The organism is Hamadaea sp. NPDC051192, assembly GCF_040682475.1.
In the GTDB taxonomy this organism is placed as follows: domain Bacteria; phylum Actinomycetota; class Actinomycetes; order Mycobacteriales; family Micromonosporaceae; genus Hamadaea; species Hamadaea flava.
The window spans coordinates 26,470-44,446 of record NZ_JBFBAZ010000025.1; the positions used below are offsets into that span (position 1 = coordinate 26,470).

At 70.7% G+C, this 17,977-nt stretch carries 16 protein-coding genes; 8 read left to right on the forward strand and 8 right to left on the reverse strand.

Annotated elements, in window-relative coordinates:
* Nucleotides 1–24 precede the first annotated feature (24 nt).
* Nucleotides 25–1,983, forward strand: coding sequence for an SDR family NAD(P)-dependent oxidoreductase (locus AB0M47_RS13575; RefSeq protein WP_363412588.1), 1,959 nt, complete (start codon nt 25–27; stop codon nt 1,981–1,983).
* A gap of 5 nt (nt 1,984–1,988) precedes the next feature.
* On the opposite strand, the gene AB0M47_RS13580 is transcribed toward AB0M47_RS13575, so the two are convergent.
* Nucleotides 1,989–3,206 (reverse strand): phospholipase D-like domain-containing protein, encoded by a 1,218-nt coding sequence (locus AB0M47_RS13580; protein WP_363412590.1) that lies wholly within the window; start codon nt 3,204–3,206, stop codon nt 1,989–1,991.
* A gap of 54 nt (nt 3,207–3,260) precedes the next feature.
* Complete coding sequence (locus tag AB0M47_RS13585) at nt 3,261–4,949, reverse strand: DUF885 domain-containing protein (protein ID WP_363412592.1); 1,689 nt, start codon at nt 4,947–4,949, stop codon at nt 3,261–3,263.
* 100 nt (nt 4,950–5,049) lie between these two features.
* Between AB0M47_RS13585 and AB0M47_RS13590 the strand changes: the two genes are divergently transcribed.
* On the forward strand, nt 5,050–5,550 hold the full coding sequence (locus tag AB0M47_RS13590) for a hypothetical protein (protein ID WP_363412594.1): 501 nt from the start codon (nt 5,050–5,052) through the stop codon (nt 5,548–5,550).
* 88 nt (nt 5,551–5,638) lie between these two features.
* On the opposite strand, the gene AB0M47_RS13595 is transcribed toward AB0M47_RS13590, so the two are convergent.
* Nucleotides 5,639–6,133: a hypothetical protein gene (locus AB0M47_RS13595; protein WP_363412596.1), complete on the reverse strand. Its 495-nt coding sequence runs from the start codon at nt 6,131–6,133 to the stop codon at nt 5,639–5,641.
* Nucleotides 6,134–6,156: 23 nt separating this feature from the next.
* On the opposite strand from AB0M47_RS13595, the gene AB0M47_RS13600 reads away from it, so the two are divergent.
* Nucleotides 6,157–6,864 carry a phosphotransferase gene (locus AB0M47_RS13600; protein ID WP_363412598.1) on the forward strand — a complete coding sequence of 236 codons (708 nt, stop codon included), beginning with the start codon at nt 6,157–6,159 and terminating at the stop codon, nt 6,862–6,864.
* Nucleotides 6,865–6,873: 9 nt separating this feature from the next.
* The gene (locus AB0M47_RS13605; RefSeq protein ID WP_363412600.1) at nt 6,874–7,623 is read left to right on the forward strand and encodes a nucleotidyltransferase domain-containing protein; all 750 of its coding nucleotides are present in this window, start codon (nt 6,874–6,876) and stop codon (nt 7,621–7,623) included.
* Nucleotides 7,624–8,209: 586 nt separating this feature from the next.
* Here the strand turns inward: AB0M47_RS13605 and AB0M47_RS13610 are convergent.
* The 4 genes from AB0M47_RS13610 to AB0M47_RS13625 form a co-directional block, all read right to left on the reverse strand.
* Nucleotides 8,210–9,706 (reverse strand): DUF222 domain-containing protein, encoded by a 1,497-nt coding sequence (locus AB0M47_RS13610; RefSeq protein WP_363412602.1) that lies wholly within the window; start codon nt 9,704–9,706, stop codon nt 8,210–8,212.
* Nucleotides 9,707–9,792: 86 nt separating this feature from the next.
* On the reverse strand, nt 9,793–10,422 hold the full coding sequence (locus AB0M47_RS13615; protein WP_363412604.1) for a flavin reductase family protein: 630 nt from the start codon (nt 10,420–10,422) through the stop codon (nt 9,793–9,795).
* A 55-nt stretch (nt 10,423–10,477) separates the two neighbouring features.
* A complete protein-coding gene (locus AB0M47_RS13620; protein WP_363412606.1) occupies nt 10,478–11,386 on the reverse strand; it encodes a hypothetical protein in 909 nt (302 codons plus the stop codon).
* Between the two features lie 274 nt (nt 11,387–11,660).
* Nucleotides 11,661–12,143 carry a MarR family winged helix-turn-helix transcriptional regulator gene (locus AB0M47_RS13625; RefSeq protein ID WP_363412608.1) on the reverse strand — a complete coding sequence of 161 codons (483 nt, stop codon included), beginning with the start codon at nt 12,141–12,143 and terminating at the stop codon, nt 11,661–11,663.
* Nucleotides 12,144–12,233: 90 nt separating this feature from the next.
* Here AB0M47_RS13625 and AB0M47_RS13630 point away from each other — a divergent pair, with 90 nt between their 5' ends.
* The 4 genes from AB0M47_RS13630 to AB0M47_RS13645 all read left to right on the forward strand — a co-directional run bounded on the left by AB0M47_RS13630 (nt 12,234) and on the right by AB0M47_RS13645 (nt 17,461).
* On the forward strand, nt 12,234–14,372 hold the full coding sequence (locus tag AB0M47_RS13630; protein ID WP_363412610.1) for an LLM class flavin-dependent oxidoreductase: 2,139 nt from the start codon (nt 12,234–12,236) through the stop codon (nt 14,370–14,372).
* A complete protein-coding gene (locus tag AB0M47_RS13635; RefSeq protein ID WP_363412612.1) occupies nt 14,372–15,265 on the forward strand; it encodes an LLM class flavin-dependent oxidoreductase in 894 nt (297 codons plus the stop codon). Before AB0M47_RS13630 ends, AB0M47_RS13635 begins: the two co-directional genes overlap by 1 nt.
* Nucleotides 15,266–15,548: 283 nt before the next feature.
* Nucleotides 15,549–16,472 (forward strand): phosphodiester glycosidase family protein, encoded by a 924-nt coding sequence (locus tag AB0M47_RS13640; protein ID WP_363412614.1) that lies wholly within the window; start codon nt 15,549–15,551, stop codon nt 16,470–16,472.
* A gap of 2 nt (nt 16,473–16,474) precedes the next feature.
* On the forward strand, nt 16,475–17,461 hold the full coding sequence (locus AB0M47_RS13645) for a bifunctional glycosyltransferase family 2/GtrA family protein (protein ID WP_363412616.1): 987 nt from the start codon (nt 16,475–16,477) through the stop codon (nt 17,459–17,461).
* A gap of 108 nt (nt 17,462–17,569) precedes the next feature.
* Here AB0M47_RS13645 and AB0M47_RS13650 read toward each other — a convergent pair whose 3' ends face one another.
* Complete coding sequence (locus AB0M47_RS13650; RefSeq protein WP_363412618.1) at nt 17,570–17,974, reverse strand: hypothetical protein; 405 nt, start codon at nt 17,972–17,974, stop codon at nt 17,570–17,572.
* Between the last annotated feature and the right edge of the window lie 3 nt (nt 17,975–17,977).

Here is a 17,977-nt window from a genome sequence, read left to right on the forward strand (position 1 = left end):
GCCGGCGGCGCTTAGCCTTCCCGCGTGGGAAGCGCGACACATTGGCTGAAACTGATCGGCGGCATCGTCGTGCCCGGGATCGGCGACCGGGCGCTGCGACGGCGGGTGGCTGGCCGGATCGTGCTCGTCACCGGGGCGTCGGAGGGCATCGGCGCGGCGACGGCGGTCCGGCTCGGTGCGGCGGGCGCGGTCGTGCTGCTCGCCGCGCGTACGGAAAGCCGTCTGCACGAGGTACGCGCCACGATCGAGGCAGCGGGCGGGCAGGCGTACGCGTATCCGGCCGATCTGTCCGATCCGGAGCAGGCCGAGCGGCTCGGCGAGCGGATTCTGCGCGACCATCGCCGGGTCGACGTCGTGGTGTGCAACGCGGGCCGGTCGATCCACCGGTCGGTCGCCGACACCGCCGACCGCTTCCACGATGTCGTACGCACCGCTGATCTGAACTATCTCGGCCCGGTCCGGCTGTTGCTGACGCTGCTTCCGGCGATGCGAGCCGGCGACGGCGGGCACATCGTCAACGTCTCGACCGCCGGCCTCCTGACGCCCGCCCAGAACTGGTCGTCCTACCTGGCGTCGAAGGCCGCGTTCGACGTGTGGTTGCGGTGCGCCGCACCGGAACTGCGGCTCGACGGCGTCACCGTCACCAGCTTCTACAGTGGACTCGTACGGACCCGGATGAGCGCGCCGACGAAGTTCTTCCGGCGGTATCCGGCCGCCACCCCGGAGGAGGCGGCGAGCACGGTGTGCCGTGCGGTCGCCCGGCGTCCGCGTACGGTGCAGGCCTGGTGGTCCCGGCCGGGCGAGGTGCTGGCCGCCGCGTTCAAGAGCCTGGTCGAGCGTGGGATGGCGGCCAGCGCCCGCCTGTTGCCGTTGCGGGCGGCGGCCCTGGTCGATCCGCTGCGGATGGTCCGCCTGGCCTGGGCGAGCCGCCGCTACGGCTGGACGCTGACGGCGGCCACCGCCGGTGGGCGTACCGGGGAGGTCGCGCTCGTGGATCGCAGCGGCCCCCTGACGCGCGGGGAGCTGCAGGCGGCGGCCCAGTCGTGCGCGACCGCGTTGCGGGACCGGGGCGTCCGGCCCGGCGACCGCGTAGGCATCCGGTGCGCCACCCATCGCGGTCTGGCGATCACCGCGAGCGCGGCCGGGCTGCTCGGCCTCGACACCGTGCTGCTGCCACCGCACGCCGAACCGGCGGACACGCTGACCGTTCTGATCTCCGACGACGCGCCGGGCACGCCATGGCCCACCCTCGTCGGCGGCCCCGGCGGCGCGCTCGGCCGTCCGCCGGTGCGCGGGCGGCTCACGGTCCTCACCTCCGGCACCACCGGGACGCCCCGGTTGGTACGCCGAAAGCTGACCTGGCGAACGCTCCTCGGCCCCGCGCTCGCCCATCTGCGGCACATCCCGATCCGCGCGGGCCGCCCGATCATCGTGGCCGTCCCGGCGTACCACGGCTATGGCCTGAGTTATCTCGCGGCGGGGCTGGCCCTGGGCGCGCCCGTCGTCCTCGTGCCGGGCAAGGATCCGGCGGCCGTGCTCGCCGCGGCCCGGGAGCATCGGCCGACCGCGATCTTCGCGCTGCCCGAGCACCTCGCCGGGTTGGCCGCCCAGCCCGACGCGGCCGATCTGCCGCCCGGCGTACGCATCGTGACCGGTGCGGAACCGCTGGCTCCGGAGCTGTCACGCCAGTTGCTGGACGTGTTCGGCGACCGGGTCTACAACCTGTTCGGCTCGACCGAGGCGGGCTGGGCGGCGATGGCGACCCCGGCCGATCTGAAGGCCGCACCCGGCACGGTCGGGCGACCGCCGGCCGGCGTACGCCTCCATGTCCTCACCGACGACGGCCGGCCGGCGCTGCCGGGCGAGACCGGCGCCGTGCACGTCGGCGGCTGGCTGCCCCGGGGCCGCCTGGTCGCCACCGGCGACCTCGGCCACCTCGACCGGGCGGGCCGTCTGATGCTCGACGGCCGCGCCCCGTCCTAGATCCCTTACTTGCAGGGGTAGTTCGACGCTGTACAGGTGACGCCGGTGTTGTACGCGTCGTTGAAGTGTGTGTAGTACGCGTCGTAGAGCGGATGCGTGGATCCGGTCTCCGGACCCATCTTCACGAAGATCTCGTCGTTCTCATTGAGCGCGTCCTGCGTCCAGTTCTGCGACCCGGTGTACACCCGGTACTGATAAGCCGACCCGTTGAGGCCGTACAGCACGAAGAACTTGTCGTGCACGTTGTTCTTGCGCCGGATCTTCACTCCGGCGGCGAGCAGGTCGGCGTACACGCCGCTGTCCATCGCGATGCCACCGGCCGCGTCGGTTCCGACGGCCATCCAGACGGCACAGCCGGACGAACGGAAGCGTTTGACGAGACTCACCAGCTCCGGGCGCCCGCCGGTGACGCTCGCCATGCCGACCCGCAGCCGGCAGTCGCTGTCGGGGGTGATGTCGTTGAGCCGGTTGACGATCGTGTCGGTCTGGCCCGCGCCCTCCGGCGACGCGTACGCGTCCGCAGCGGTGCCCAGGTAGTAGCCCCGGCTGGAGGCGGCGTCGTAGTAGTCGTTGCCGGTGTAGTGGCGGCGGTTCCACATGTCGGTGAAGTTCGCGACGAACCCGGTGTAGAGCGCGGAGTCCCCGTAGACCGTGATCGCGTTGTTGAACGCGTCCGGGCCGGTGGCGTACGTGAGGTTGGCCGAGCCGAACCACACGACGTTCGAGCGCGTCACCCCGTTCGGATCGACGGTGCCGCTGAACGTGAACATCTTCGTGTGCATGTCGCTGTCGGCGCTGGTGCTGATGCAGCCATGCCCGCCGCTGCTGTTCTGGCAGAACTTGTAGTGCGCCAGCTGCTTGATGGTCGCCACCGCGGGATCGGCCGAGGCCTCGTTCTTGCCGTCGACCACGACCCAGACGGCGACGCCCCGGTTCTGCGCCCGGAGCAGCGCCTCGGCGACAGAGTCGATGCTGAGCGAGTGGATCGTGCCCCGGATGGTCCCACCGGCCGGGGTCCGGTCGATCAGCCGTTGCAGCTCGGTATGGATGGTGTAGTCCCGCCCCGGGTCCGGGTTCGAGAAGTGCGCCCACACGGGATACCCGCCGATGACGGCGGAGGCCGACGAGACGGCCGCGGCGCTGGGCAACCCTGGGACGATCGCCACCAGGGCGCCCAGCATCGCAGCCAGCGCGGCACTGCCGGCACGGAGTCGAAGCGTCATGGATGAATCTTGATGAAAGGCCTTAACGCTGTCAATGTATAGAACGTTGAGGATTCACGCGCCCAGCCCGGCCGCACCCAGGACGACGGTCTCCAGAGTGGACAGCGGCAGCGGCCCGTGACCGAGCACCGCGTGGTGGAAGTCGCGGATGTCGAAGCCTGCACCCCGGGCCGTACGCATCCGCTCGCCCAGCTCCTCGATGCGCAGCTTCCCGATCATGTACGCCAGCGCCTGCCCCGGCACGGCGATGTACCGATCGACCTCGTTGGTGATGTTGGTCATCGACAGCGCCGTGTTGTCGCGCATGTAGTCGATCGCCCGCTGTCGGGACCAGCCGAACTGGTGCATGCCCGTGTCCACCACGAGGCGGCAGGCCCGCCACGCGTCGAAGGAGACCATGCCGAGCCGGGTCGTGTCGTCGGTGTAGAGCCCCATGCGGTCCGCCAGGCGTTCGGCGTACAGGCCCCAGCCCTCGCCGTGCGCGGTGATGTAGGCGTACCGGCGGAACTCGGGGAGTTGCCGCTGCGCCTGTGCCACCGCGATCTGCAGATGGTGCCCCGGCACGCTCTCGTGGAACGCCAGCGCCTCGTACTCGAACCGCGTACGCGACTGGGGGTGCAGCGTGTTGATGACGTGCGCGCCCGGCCGGGAACCGTCGCCGGTCGGCGGCTGGTAGTAGCCGAGCACGGAGTTCTCCGCCTCGGCCGAGTCCATCTCGCGTACCACACAGGGGGCCAGCGAGTAGTCGCGGAACCAGTCCGGCAGCGCTTCCTCGGCTCGGCGGAGCGCACCGGTGACGGTGTCGACGATCTGGCCGCTCGTGGCGAAGCGCAGCGCCGGATCGTCGCGCAGCCGGGCGATCACCTCGTCGGCGTCGGACGTGCCGAGCACCTTGGCGCCCCGTTCCGAGAATTCCGCACGCAGGCGCGCCACCAGGCGTACCCCTGTCTCATGAATCTCGGCAGGCGTGAGTTCCGTGGTGGTGTGGGCACGGACGAGACCGAGGTAGGCGGCCTCGCCGCCGGGCAGACCGCCCACGCCGACCTCGCCGTCCCCGCGGCCGGCCGCCAGCAAGCGGTCCGCGAGCACTTCGCGGTAGCGGGCCAACGCGGGCCGCACCGTGCCGCGGACCAGGTCCTCCGCGCGGGCCAGCCAGCGCGTGCCGTCCACCTCCGCGCCCGGCCGCGGGCTGGTCAGCGGGTCGTTCGTCAGATCACTCGACAGGTACGCGTCCAGCTGCGCGATCGCCTGCTCGACGCCCAGTCGCGTGGGGGTACGCCCATCGGCGAGCGCTTCGACGTGCCGGTTTCCGAGGGTGTCCAGGAATCCGCCGAGCTTCGCCAGTCGCGCCAGGTACGCCTCAGCCGCGGCCGGTTCGCCGACCGGCGCGGTCGGAATCGTCCCGACCAGCAGCGGCACCACCCCGGCGATGCTGGCGTTGACGCCGACCTCCTCCAGCCCGCCCCGAAGCACGTCCTGGTCGTCGGCGAGGACCCGGGTGAGCCAGGCGTGACTGATCCGATCCGACTCCCCCAGCGTGGCCGGATCGATGTCGGCGACCTTCGCGGCGATGCCCCCGAGCCGGGTCGCGGCCCGATCCGCCGCCGCCCGGCAGGGATCGGGCACCTCGGCGTCGTACCCCGTCACGCCGAACACCGTGGCGCCGAACGGATCATGTTCGTTGCGGGCCCGGAAGTAGTCGTCGCCCAGTTCGGCGAGACGCGCGTCCTGTGTCGTGTCCATGGCTCCGCAGCCTATTCGCACTGGGTTCGCACTGGGCTCGCCCCGGGTTCGCACTGGGTTCGCACTGGGTTCGCCCAGCGGACCGGCTAGCCTGGGCGCTGTGCCTCCCGCCGACGCCGAGCCCGACGCGCTGGCCGCGTCGCTGGCCGATCGGCTCACCGCGCTGACCTTCGCCGACCGCACCACCGACGAGGTCACCCAGGTGATGCTGGACGAGATCGCGGCGTGGGCCCACGACCGGGGCTGGCGGGTCTACCGCCGCGCCGCCAGCGTCGCCCGGCTGCCACCGCCCTACGACCGGCAGCACTCCTACCTCGACATCGCCTGCGCCCGCCCCGACGGCGGTCCCGTGGTGATCGAGGTCGACCACACCGACCGCCGGCGCACCGTCGACAAGCTGCTCGAAGAGGCCGCCGCTGGGCGTACGCCGATCTGGGTGCGCTGGAGCAGCCGGGCGATCGCCACCCCGCCCGACCCCGTACGCCTCGTCGCCGTGACGGTGACGACAACTCGGGGACTGCACTCGCGCCGTCATGATCTTCCGGTGCCGACGCACAGCTCTGCCGACCTCGGCGACACCGAGCAGCCGGACCTGTTCTAGCCGCGGCTCTTGCGGCTTTCTAGCCGCGGCTCTCGCGGCTTCCTAGCCGCGGCTCTTGCGGCTTCCTAGCCGCAGCTCTTGCGGCTTCCTAGCTGCGGCTCTTGCGGCGCAGCTTCTCCAGCGTCTCCGTCGCGTGGTGGCGGACCAGCTCGTCCTCGTCGGCGGTCGCCAAGGCCACCGACGCCACGACGAACGGAGTCGCCGGGAACTCGGCCAACGCGATCGCCGCGTCGAGGCGGTCGCCCCAGTGATCCGCCCCGATCAGCACGTCCACCACCGGGCGTACCCAGGCCGCGTCGCCAGTGAGCCGGAACAGCGCCTGCGCGCCGCGTACGGCGAACACCCCGCTCGCGTCGATCATCTGCTGCTTCAGCAGGCCGGGAAGCTCCGGCAGCCCGGACTCGGCCACGGCCTGAGCGGCGACCGCGTCGCGTTCGCGCAGACCCGCGCTGATCCACGCCGTCACCACATCGGGTTCGGTCCCGGCCCGTCTCCGCAGCTCGGCGAAGTCCGCGCCCTCATGCCACACGAGGTACGGATCGCCGAAGACCTCCCGCCGCCACTGCACCCAGTCGGTCGCCATGACGGACAGCCTACGATCGATCCGTGGTCCGGCTACCCTACGGATTCCTCAATGAGACCCGGTGTATCGGGAACGAGGTCGTCAAGACCTACGTCGGCGTCACCGCCCGCGAGCGGCGCGACACGGAGATCGCGGCCCTCCGGCACGCCGCGCCGTTCGTTCCGGTGCCCCAAGTCGTACGCGTGGAGGACGAGCCGCCGACGCTCCGGCTCACCTACGTCCCCGGGGTCAACGCAGCGGCCCGGCTCGACTCCGCACCGGCCGCGGTCCTGCGGACGCTGGGCGCCTGCGTCGCTTCGTTCCAGTCGGCGTACGCCGCCCGCCACAGTGGACAGATCCTGGTGCACGGCGACTGCGGGCCGCAGAACTTCCTGCTCTCCCCCACCGGATCGGTCGCCGCCCTGCTGGACTGGGAATGGGCGTACGCCGGCGCCGCGATCACCGACATCGCCTGGCTCGAATGGGTGGTCCGCCAGCATTATCCGGCCGCTGCGCCGGCCCTGCCCGCGTTGTACGCGGCCTACGGCACAGTTCCACCGTGGCCTGAACGGCATGCCGCGATGACCGCGCTGTGCCGGTTCCGACTCGACGAGGCTCGGCGCAACGGCGAGTCCGGCGTACGCTGGCAGGCCAAACTCGCCGCCACCCAGGCGATGACCGAGCTTCCTTGCGAGATTCCTTACGAACTTCCTTGCGAACTTCCTCACGAACTTCCTCACGAACTTCCTTAGAAGGACGGCATGTTCTCCACCCAGGAACGGGACACCATCCGGCAGCGGCTGCTGGACCTGGCCGCCGCCGACCCCGCGATCGCCGGCGCGGCCGTCACCGGCTCGCAGGCCACCGGCGACGAAGACCGATGGTCCGACATCGACCTGGTGTTCGGCGTCGACGGCCCGCCCGCCGTGAGCATGCGACACTGGACCGACCGGCTCTACGACGACTTCGGCGCGGCACACCACTGGGATCTGCCTTCCGGCTCGGCCGTCTACCGAGTGTTCCTGCTTCCCGGATGCCTCGAGGCCGACATCGCGTTCGTACCGATCGCCGACTTCGCCCCACGCGGCCCGAGCTGGCGGACCGTCTTCGGCAGCCCCGCCGAGTCGCAACCCGCACCGGCGCCCACCGCGGACCACCTGGCCGGCTTGGCCTGGCATCACGCGCTGCACGCCAGGATCAGCATCGAGCGGAATCGGCTGTGGCAAGCCGAGCATTGGATCAGCGCTGTACGCACCCAGGTGATCGCGCTGGCCTGCCTGCGCCTCGGGCATCCGACCAGCTACGCCAAGGGCGCCCATCTGCTCCCCGCCGACCTGACCTCCATGCTGGCCGCCACCCTGGTCCGCACCCTCGACGGCGCCGAACTGCGTCGCGCCCTCGGGGCTGCCGTCGATGCGCTGATCGCGGAACTCGACCGCACTGATCCGGCGCTGGCGGCTCGTCTGCTCCCCGCTCTCACCGACCTCGCGAGCCCGACCCTTCTTTCGTGAACCTTGCCGTCATTCGTAACCCGCGCACGTAATCCGTGAACCAGGCCCGCCTCCCGTGAACCGGCCCCGCCTCCGTGCACCAAGCCCGCCTTCTGTGAACCGGACCGCCTTCCGTGTGCCGGACTGCCTTCCGTGTACCGGACCGCCTTCCGTGAAACGGACCGCCTCCCGTGGACCGGGCCCGCCTTTCTTGAACCGGACTGCCTTCCGTGAACCGGGTAAGCCGCAAGCGTGTCGCCGAAGACCTTCGGCACCGGCGGCGAAGTTCCGGACCGGTCTTCGCTGGAACCCTCATGACAGCAGCTCCATCGCGGGCACGTATTGCCGTTGTCCGCCCGACAGCGTCGCTCCACGATGGTGTCCTCCATCTGCGATTTCGGGTCCGATTCCGTGATCATGCTGCCGTGGTGTGCACGAAACGGACTCTGGGCGCACACCATTGGCTCATGATCTTGCGATGCGGCCGGAAATCGCACACCACGGGCGCACAACAAGCGCGTCTGTCCGCGACATCCAAGTCGTCCCTGTCGCCCGTGTCGTCGTCGTGACCGTGCGCCGTCGCGAGGGTGTTGAGCCATGCTGCGGCTCAGCAGCGTCGGTGGAGGGTGTTGCGGACTGGTCTTCGTTGTGGGTCGACGAAGGCCGGTGGCAGGAATTCGGGGAAGCCGTCGGGTCTCATCCGGACTTCCCAATGCCCGTGGTGGATCTCGCGATGATGGAACCCGCAGAGCAGGACGCTGTTGGCGAGGCAGGTGGCTCCGCCGTCTGCCCATGACTCGATGTGGTGGCCGTGGCACCACTGCGGCGGCCGGTCGCAGCCGGGGAAGGCGCATCCCCTGTCCCGCAACACCAGTGCGCGGCGGAGCGGTCCGTCGATGAGGCGTCGGGCGCGGCCGACGTCGAGGACTTGGCCGTCACCGCCCAACACGGCAGGGATGATCATCGCGTCGCAGGCCAGCCGCCGCACTGTTTCTGGGGTGAGTCGGTCGCCGGTGTCGAGCAGTCCTGCGCCGACCTTGGCTTGGAGGGCGTCCCAGGGCAGGGTGATCGTCAGGTGTGGCTTCTCGCCGCCGTTGTCGGGCAGTTCGCCAGCGTTCATGATCCGCTGGCACACCTCGACCAGGGCGTCGGCGCGGCGGGCTCCGGCCGAGCGCAGATCCGGCTCACCCGGCAGCACCCGAGCCGCAACGCGACCGCCGTCTGCCACACCCTCGCCGCGTCCCGCGCCCGCGCAGCTCGCATCCGCACACGCGCAGCCCGCATCGGCACGCGCGCCCATGCAGCCCGCGTCCGCGCCGTCTGCCATGGGGAAGCTGCCGGTCGCGTCTCCGCCCGCGCAGCCTGCCACGGTCAAGCCGCCTGCTGCGTCCGCAGCACCATCGAGCCCAGCTGCGGCGGTTGGTGCGGGCTTGCGCGGCCCGGACAACGGATCCAACGCAGTCCGCACGATCGCAGCCATCTCCGAATCCAGGATGCCGCGCACGCGGTATTCGCCCTCGCCGTACGGGATGAGGGTGAAGTCACGGCGGTCGTAGGCCGACCGTTCGGCGCGTTCGAGGTCGCGGCGCAGGCGTTCCTCCGCGATCTCCGGTGCGACCAGCTCCAGGATCTGCGACCGGTGATTCTCCAGCGTCTCCGGCCGCAGCCGGTCGTCGGCAGCAAGCTTCGTCAAAACGTCGGCGGCTTTCGCCTTACCCGCCTCGCCGACCGCCGACGGCAGATCGTGCACCGTCTTCGCGATCACCCGCGCCTGATCGACGGTGACCCGCCCAGCTGCCAATGCTTCCTCGACGACCGGCGTCTGGGGCAGCAGCTTGGCCAGCTTGGTCCACTCCACCGCTTCCCGGTGCCGCATCGACAGCAGATAGGTCAGCCAGTTCGCCGTCCCGGTCGCACCCGCGTTGTACGGGATCTCGCGACTGTCGGCCGCGCCGATCAACGTCAGGAACCGGCCGGACAACTGCTGGATCGCCGCGTGGACCCGGCGGACCTCGTCGGTGATCTCGGCGTCCGAAAGTGTCCACAGGGGACCGGCCGCCAGCTCGGCGACATCCGCCTCCACCTGCGCCAACACCCCGCCCATAGGTCAACATTAGAACAACCGTCCGACACCTTCCAGGGGGTCAAGGTCACGAAAATGTGCCACGCTAGAGTCCACAAGAGACCTGGTCAGGAGACCGCTGCCGGGCTGTGCGGCATCTCCCATGCGGCGGCCAGCCGGGACTCGGCCAGGTTCTCGCCACCGCCGAAGAACTCGCAGAACTTCATGATCAGCGGATCCCAGGCGACCGGATCCACGTACGCCGTGCCCGGGATGCTCACGCGCTCCTCGGCGTACGCGCGCAGCACCTTGGCGTGGAACGCCGTCGCGCTCAGGTCGCTCAGCGGATGGGCTGCCGTCACGGTGCACTCCAGCTGGATCGGGCACTCCTCGACGCGCTGTGGGCGTACCAGCTGGGATTGCTGAGGAGTGAGCCCCGCGGCCCGGAACTTGTCCGCGACGTGGCGGTAGCCCATGGTCGCCTTGTGGGCCGGAACGTCGGCGCGGCCGGTCGTGAGCGCGAGCCGGTCGACCGCAGCGACCAATGTGGAGGGTACGAGGTTGAGCACGCATTCGCCTTCGCGCCGGAGGTTGGCGGCGGTCTGCGACGAGTTGCCCAATCCGAGGACGCATTCGTGGCCGAGCCACCACGCCGACGACATGGGCGCCAGGTTGGTGGTGCCATCCGGGTTGCGTGAGCTGATCAGGACGACGGGAGTGCCGAAGTAGAGGACCTTGAGGTCGATTGTCTGATGCACACCACGATCGTGGCGCGGCCGGACCTGCGGTGCTGGCGGGAATCGGCCGTCACGATCATGACGCGTCGAACAGGTCGTCGCAGACCTGCGCCAGGAACTCGCTGGGCGAGTCGGGGAAGTCGTCCGGCGGGACGATCGTCAGGAAGGTCTGCTCGTCGAACTGGTCCGGCGGATCGAGGCGCAGCGGCAACTCCACCCCCGGCGACAGATCGGTGCCCGAGTGATCCCCGTACGCCTCCGCGACGTCGGCGCCGGTCACGCGCAGGATGCGGGAAATGCTGACGAACGCCGGATCGTCGGCCTCGTCGACCGCTCGTGACCAGTGCCGGAGCAGGACGACGGCGGCGGCGCTGAGCACGGCCGTCCACGGCCCGGCCAGCGTCGGCGGTACGTCGAGCACCTGCAGTTCCGGCAGCCCGTAACGGTCGAGTCCTTTGGTGGTCATCCAGATCCCGTGGTCGTCCGGCGACTGCGGGACGAGTACCCAGCGGGTCAGCGTCACCCGGTCCTCTTCGTCGGGCAGCGTCTCCAGGGCCTGCTTCGGATTCAGGATCTGCGGCATGAACGCGTCGATGAGCGTACCGGGGAGGTCCTGGGCCAGGGCGGCGGCGACGCCCCGGGCGTTCCACTCGTGCGCGGGCGGCCAACCCGGCCGGAACGCCGCCTGGCAGATCACGACATGCGTCGCAGTGGACGCCACGCCCAGCTCGGCCGAGGTCGCCCCGAACATCCGCAGGTAGTCCAGCGGCAGCGGCGGCGCCTCCTCGGCGGGCCACACCTCGAGGGTCAGCAGCGGCCCGGCCAGCATCTGCAGCGCGCCCGAGCGCAGCGGCTCCGGCAGCCGCAACGCGGCCTGGGCGGCGGCCACCTCGATGTCGTCGGGCGGCGAGGACGTCGTCACGACATAGGTCGCCTGGACCATCTCGGGAACACTGAGCGTCACCACGTCGTCGGAATCAGCCACTCAGCCATCGTGCCCAAGATCGGGCCTCGCGGCTAGTCCGACGCGAGCCGTCGCCCGTTCTTCTGGCGCGGTGATCACGCGTTGATCATGGAGTTTCCGGTCACGACACACCGTTGAGACCACAGTTAACTCCATGATCAACGGGGCGAGGCGAGGCGAGGCGAGGCGGAGCGGGGCGAGGCGGGGGGAGGCGAGGCGGAGCGGGGCGGAGCGGGGCGGGGAGAGGCGGAGCGGAGCGAGGCGGAGCGGGGCGGAGGGCGCGGTAGCGCCGGGGTCAGCGGGGCGAGGAGAGGGCGGCGACGACGGCGTCGCAGGGGTCGTCGACGGCCTCGATGTCCCGGACGGCGCACGCCACCCGCCGGAGCAGGACGCGGAACGCGTCCCGTTCGGCCGGCGACAACGTGCCGAGCACCGTGTCCTCCGCTGCGCGTACGCGCTTCTGGAGGTCTTTGAGCGCGCGCCGGCCCACCGCCGTGGCGACGACCTTGCGCTGGCGGCGGTCGGCCGGGTTGAGCCGGCGTTCGACGAGCCCGGCGGTGACGAGATCGTCGATGAGATAGGTCATCACGGTGCGGTCGATGCCCAGGTACGCCGCGAGCGCGAGCTGGCTGGGATGTTCGCCACGGACGACCTCCGTGAGCGTCTGGTAGCCGCGGGGACCGTGCGGGAAGTCGCCCAGCTCGGTGACGACCGTGCTCTGGTACGCCCGCAGCAGCACGCCGAGGCCCCACCCGAAGTCGTCATGCTCCCGATCCATGCCCGGAAGCATACCCGCCGAAGCGCGGTTGCACCTATCATCTGCGCGACATACGATCTGCCTCGCAGCACATAACTGGGGAGGGCGAGCATGGAGTTCGGCACGTCGATCACGCCGGCCAACGGCGGTGATCCCGTCGCGCTGGCGCGCCGGAGCGAGGAGCTGGGCTTCGACCTGGTCACCTTCCAGGACCACCCGTACCAGCCCCGGTTTCACGACACCTGGACCCTGCTGGCCTGGGTCGCCGGGCAGACCGAGCGCATCCGGCTCGCCGGGAACGTGCTGAACCTGCCGCTACGCGACCCGGCCGTGCTGGCGCGGAGCGCCGCGAGCCTCGACCTGCTGTCCGGCGGCCGGCTGGAGCTGGCACTGGGCGCGGGCGGGTTCTGGGACGCGATCGAGGCGATGGGCGGCCCTCGGCGGGAGCCGCGGGAGGCGGTCGAGGCCACCGAAGAGGCGATCGAGATCATCCGGGGGATGCTGGACGCCGGGAACCAGACCCCGTTCCGATACCGGGGCAGGCATTACCAGGTGCCCGACGCGCAGCGCGGTCCCCTTCCCGCGCATCACATCCCGCTCTGGCTGGGCGCGCTCGGTCCTCGCATGCTGCGCCTGATCGGCCGCAAGGCGGACGGCTGGCTGCCGAGCCTGGGCCGGGTAGGCGTCGACGGTCTCCGCGCCGGGAACAAGCTGATCGACGAGGCCGCCGTGGCGGCGGGGCGCGATCCGTCGGACATCCGCCGTCTCGTGAACGTCACGCCGGACGTCCCGCTGGAGATCCTGCAGACCCTGGAAGCGGACACGCTCATCCTCTACACCGACGATGTGTCCGAGATGGAGCGGTTCGCCGCCGAAGTCATGCCGGTGCTGCGCGAGACGAACCGCCGCCCCACCCGGCCGAGCTGGGTCCGGACGAAGCGGCGCGACGGGATCGACTACGACGGCGTACCGGCGTCGGCGGACGCGGTCGAGCCCGGAGACATCGACTTTCCCCGCCTGAAGTCGACCTATATGCGCGGCGGGAACCCCGGCATCGTGCTGCGGCCCCGGACGACCGGCGACGTGGTGGAGGCGCTGGCGTTCGCGCGCCGCCACCGGGACGTCCCGTTGGGCATCCGCAGCGCGGGGCACGGCGTCAGCGGGCGGTCCACGAACGACGGTGGCATCGTCCTCAGCGTCGCGCGGCTCGATCACATCGAGATCGTGGGCGACCGCCGGATCCGCGTCGGCCCCGGCGCGCGCTGGGCCGACATCGCCCGCTCGCTCGCGCCCCACGGCTGGGCGCTGACCTCGGGCGACTACGGCGGCGTGGGCGTCGGCGGCCTGACCACCGCGGGCGGCATCGGCTGGCTCGCCCGCAAACACGGGCTCACCCTCGACCACTTGCGCTCCGCGGAGGTCGTGCTCGCTTCAGGCCAAGTCGTACGCGTGGACGCGGCGCACAGCCCGGAGCTGTTCTGGGCGATCCGGGGCGCCGGCGCCAACTTCGGCGTGGTGACGGACTTCGAGTTCGACGTGGACGAGGTCGGCGACGTCGGGTTCGCCCAGCTGGCCGTGGACGGCAGCGACCCGGCGGGGGTGCTCGAACGGTTCGGCGCAGCGGTCGAGGCCGCGCCACGGGACCTGACCGCCGAACTCATCATGGGCCGCCCCCGGCCGGGCGCGTACGCGACGATCCTGGCGGTCGTCGACAGCGACGACCCCGAGACGATCGTGTCCCAGCTGGAGCCGGTGGCGTCCATCGCTCCCCTGCTGGATCAGCGCGTCGTCATCACTCCGTACGCCGGGGTCATGGCGAACGCCGGCGACGCGGACCACGACGGCCAGGGCGAGCCGGCGGCCCGATCCGGGCTGATCGAGCACCTGACGCCGGAATTCTCCGCCGCCGCCGAAGAGCTGCTGCGCAGCGGCGCTGTGCACTTCTTCCAGCTCAGGTCGGTCGGTGGCGCGGTCGCCGATGTCGACCCGATGGCGACGGCGTACGCGAACCGGTCGGCGAACTTCTCGGTGACCGCGCTCGGCGGCAGTCAGCACCGGCTCGACGCGCTCTGGGATCGCCTGCTCCAGCCGCATTTCACCGGCTCATACCTCAACTTCGACACCGATCGGCGGCCGGAACGGCTGCACGACGCGTGGCCGCCGGAGCACCTGGCCCGCCTGCGCGACCTCAAACGCCGCTACGACCCGGACGGGCTCTTCCGCGACAACTTCTACCTCGGGGACTCCTGATGACCGACTACGGGCACGACCTCCAGTTCGGGGTGTTCGTCACCCCCACCGCCCAGCCCGCGCAGCACGCCGTCGAGCTGGCCGTCGCCGCCGACCGGGCGGGGCTGGACCTGGTGACCTTTCAGGACCATCCCTATCAGCCGCGCTTCCACGACACCTGGACGCTGTTGAGCTACGCCGCGTCGCGTACGCAGCGCGTGCACGTCAGCGGCAACGTCCTGAACCTGCCGCTGCGGCAGCCGGCCGTCCTCGCTCGCGCCGCCGCCTCCCTGGACCTGCTCTCGGGCGGCCGGTTCGAGCTGGGCATCGGGGCAGGCGGGTTCTGGGACGCGATCGAGGCGATGGGCGGGCGGCGGCTCAGCCCCGGGCAGTCGGTGCAGGCGCTCGAAGAGGCGATCACGATCTTCCGCGAGATCTGGAACCCGGCCGAGCGGGGCGGCGTACGCGTCGACGGCGAGTTCTACCAGGTACGCGGAGCCAAGCGCGGTCCCGCCCCGGCCCACGACATCCCGATCTGGCTGGGTGCGTACAAGCCGCGCATGCTGCGCCTGATCGGGCGGAAGGCCGACGGATGGCTGCCGTCGCTGGGCTATCTGCCCGGCGGTGCGGCCGAGCTGGGTCCGCTCAACGAGGTGATCGACGAGGCGGCGGCCTCGGCCGGGCGGTCGCCGTCGGCCGTCCGGCGGCTGCTGAACGTAGGCGGGCAGTTCGCCGCGCAGTCGACCGGCTTCCTCAACGGGCCACCGGAGCGGTGGGCCGAGGACCTCGCCGGGCTGACCCTGGAATACGGGGTGAGCACCTTCATCCTCGCCACCGACGACGCCGCCACGCTCGAGCTGTACGCCGCCGAGGTCGCGCCCGCGACCCGCGCCCTCGTCGCCGCCGCCCGCTGACCGCTCCCCTAGGCGCTGGACCCTCTGGGCGCTGGACCCTCTGGGCGCTGGACCCCCTGGGCGCCGGACCCCCTGGGCGCCGGACCCCCTGGGCGCCGGACCCCCTGGGCGCTCGATCAGGGTTCCGGGTCGAATCTTGGACCATGATTCGACCCGGAACCGTGATCCAGCGCTGATGGGCAGGCCGCGTTGAGGTCGCGGCGAGGTCGCGGCGAGGAAACGCATGCCGGCCGCACGGCTGTGGCACAGGTGGTGCATAGAGCGGCGGGTTTGACTCGCCGGCATGAAGATCTCGCGCCGTGGGCTGCTGCTGAGCGGGCTCGGGGTAGTGGCCGCCGGTGGCGGCACCGCCGCCTGGGCCCTCGACCGCTATGTGATCGACCACGTCGAGGTGTCCAACGCGTCGCAGATCGTGGCGCCCAAGGCGACGGTCGCGACCGCGGGCGGCTCCGTCACGAGCACCGCGACCTCGTACGCCAGCGACACGGCGAAGATCTCGATCGAGAAGGTCGAGACGGGCTCCGGCACTGACAAGGTCACCTACTTCGTCGCCCACGTCCAGGTGACCGACGCCACGATCGTGCGGTCGGCGTTCGCGAGCGACGAGTTCGGCCAGAACATCATCGCGAACACCTCCGAGATCGCCCGGGACGCCGGAGCCGTGCTGGCCATCAACGGCGACTACTACGGCTTCCGCACCACCGGCATGGTGATCCGCAACGGGGTGGCGTTCCGCGACTCCGGTGCGCGGCAAGGTCTCGCGTTCTACACCGACGGCACGGCCAAGCTGTACGACGAGACCACGACGTCGGCCCAGGAACTGGTCGACGCCGGAGTCTGGAACACCCTGTCGTTCGGGCCGGGGATCGTCGACGACGGCAAGGCGGTCGCCGGCATCGACTCCGTCGAGGTCGACACCAACTTCGGCAACCACTCCATCCAGGGCCGGCAGCCGCGTACGGGGGTCGGGCTGCTCGGTGCCAACCATCAGCTCTGGATCGTGGCCGACGGTCGCAGCAACGGTTACAGCCGCGGCGTCACGATGACGGAGTTCGCGAACATCTTCGTCGACCACGGCGCGCAGACGGCGTACAACATCGACGGCGGCGGCTCGTCCACCCTGGTGTTCCAGGACATGCTCGTCAACAACCCGCTCGGCAAGGGCCAGGAGCGCGGCACCAGCGACATCCTCTACGTCGCGGGCTGACGATGGTCGTCCTCATCCCGGCGTACGAACCGGACACCCGCCTGATCGACCTGGTACGCCGGTTGCCTCACCATCGCGTGGTGGTCGTCGACGACGGCAGCGGTCTCGCGTACAAGCATGTCTTCGAAGGCGTCCGGCGGCTCGGCGCCGACGTGGTGACCCTGGGCCGCAACCGGGGCAAGGGACAGGCGCTGAAGACGGGCTTTGCGCACGTCGAGGAGAAGTTCCCCGGCGAGCCGGTGGTGTGCGCGGACAGCGACGGACAGCATCGCGCCGAGGACATCGACGCGGTGGCCCGGCGGCTGAGCGAGACGAACGCGGCGATGGTGCTGGGCGCGCGGCGGTTCACCGGACCGGTGCCGGCGCGCAGCCGCCTCGGCAACACCGTGACCCGGGCGGCGTTCCGGCTGGTGACCGGCACTTCGGTCAGCGACACGCAGACCGGACTGCGCGGCTACCCGCCCTCGATGCTGACCTGGCTGGGCGACGTCCGCGGCGAACGGTTCGAGTACGAACAGCGTCTCCTGCTGCGGGCGGCCCGCGAACGGCTGCCGCTGGAGGAGGTCGAGATCGCCACGATCTACCTCGACGAGAACGCCTCCTCGCACTTCCGCCCGGTACGCGATTCGCTGCGCATCTACGGGCAGCTGGCCGCGTTCGCCGTCTCCTCGCTGCTCGGCTTCGCCGTCGACTTCGTGGCTCTGTTCCTGCTGACCGCGTTCACCGGGAACATCGTCCTCGCCGCGATCCTGGCTCGGCTGCTGAGCGCCACGATCAACTACGGCGTGAACCGCCGATACGTCTTCGCCTCGACGCGCCGCCGGTCGGCCCTGCGGTACGCCGCCCTCGCCGCCACCGTCCTCGGCGCGAACGTGGTCCTGCTGGACGTGCTCAGCGCGGTGACGGGGTCGCTGCTGATCGCCAAGCTCGCCACCGAGCTGGTCCTGTTCAGCGGGAGCTACCTGATCCAGCGCCGCCTGGTCTTCTGACCGCGAGGCTCAAACCGCGAGGCTCAATTCCCGCGAGGCTCAATTCCTGCGAGGCCTCAGTTCCCGCAAAACCTCAGGTTCTTGCGAGGCCTCGAGTCCCGCGAGGATTCATTCGCGCCGGCGGGATCGCGGCCTGCCTGGACGGCCCCGGCCGGAGCGGCGCCGAGGGCCGCGAGGACGCGGCTGGTTCGCCTGCCGGTCGGCCAGGATCATCCACCCCGCGGCGGCGGCGAGCACCGCGCCTCCGATCGCCAACGTCGTGGCCACTCCGTATTTGATCCGAGTGGCTTCCTCGTAGGTCTGGTAGTGAGAGAACTCCCGGCGACCATGCGAGCGGAGGTCGACGGGACAGACATCCGACCGGCTCATGAGTTCGCCGTCGCACGTGACGTTGGGGCTCACTAGCAGGCAAAGCCCGATGACGACCAGGACAGCGCCGAAGAACAGCCAGAACCAGCGACGCTTGATGAACGAGGCGAACATCGGCACTCCGGGGCTCGGTGGATCACCCATCGT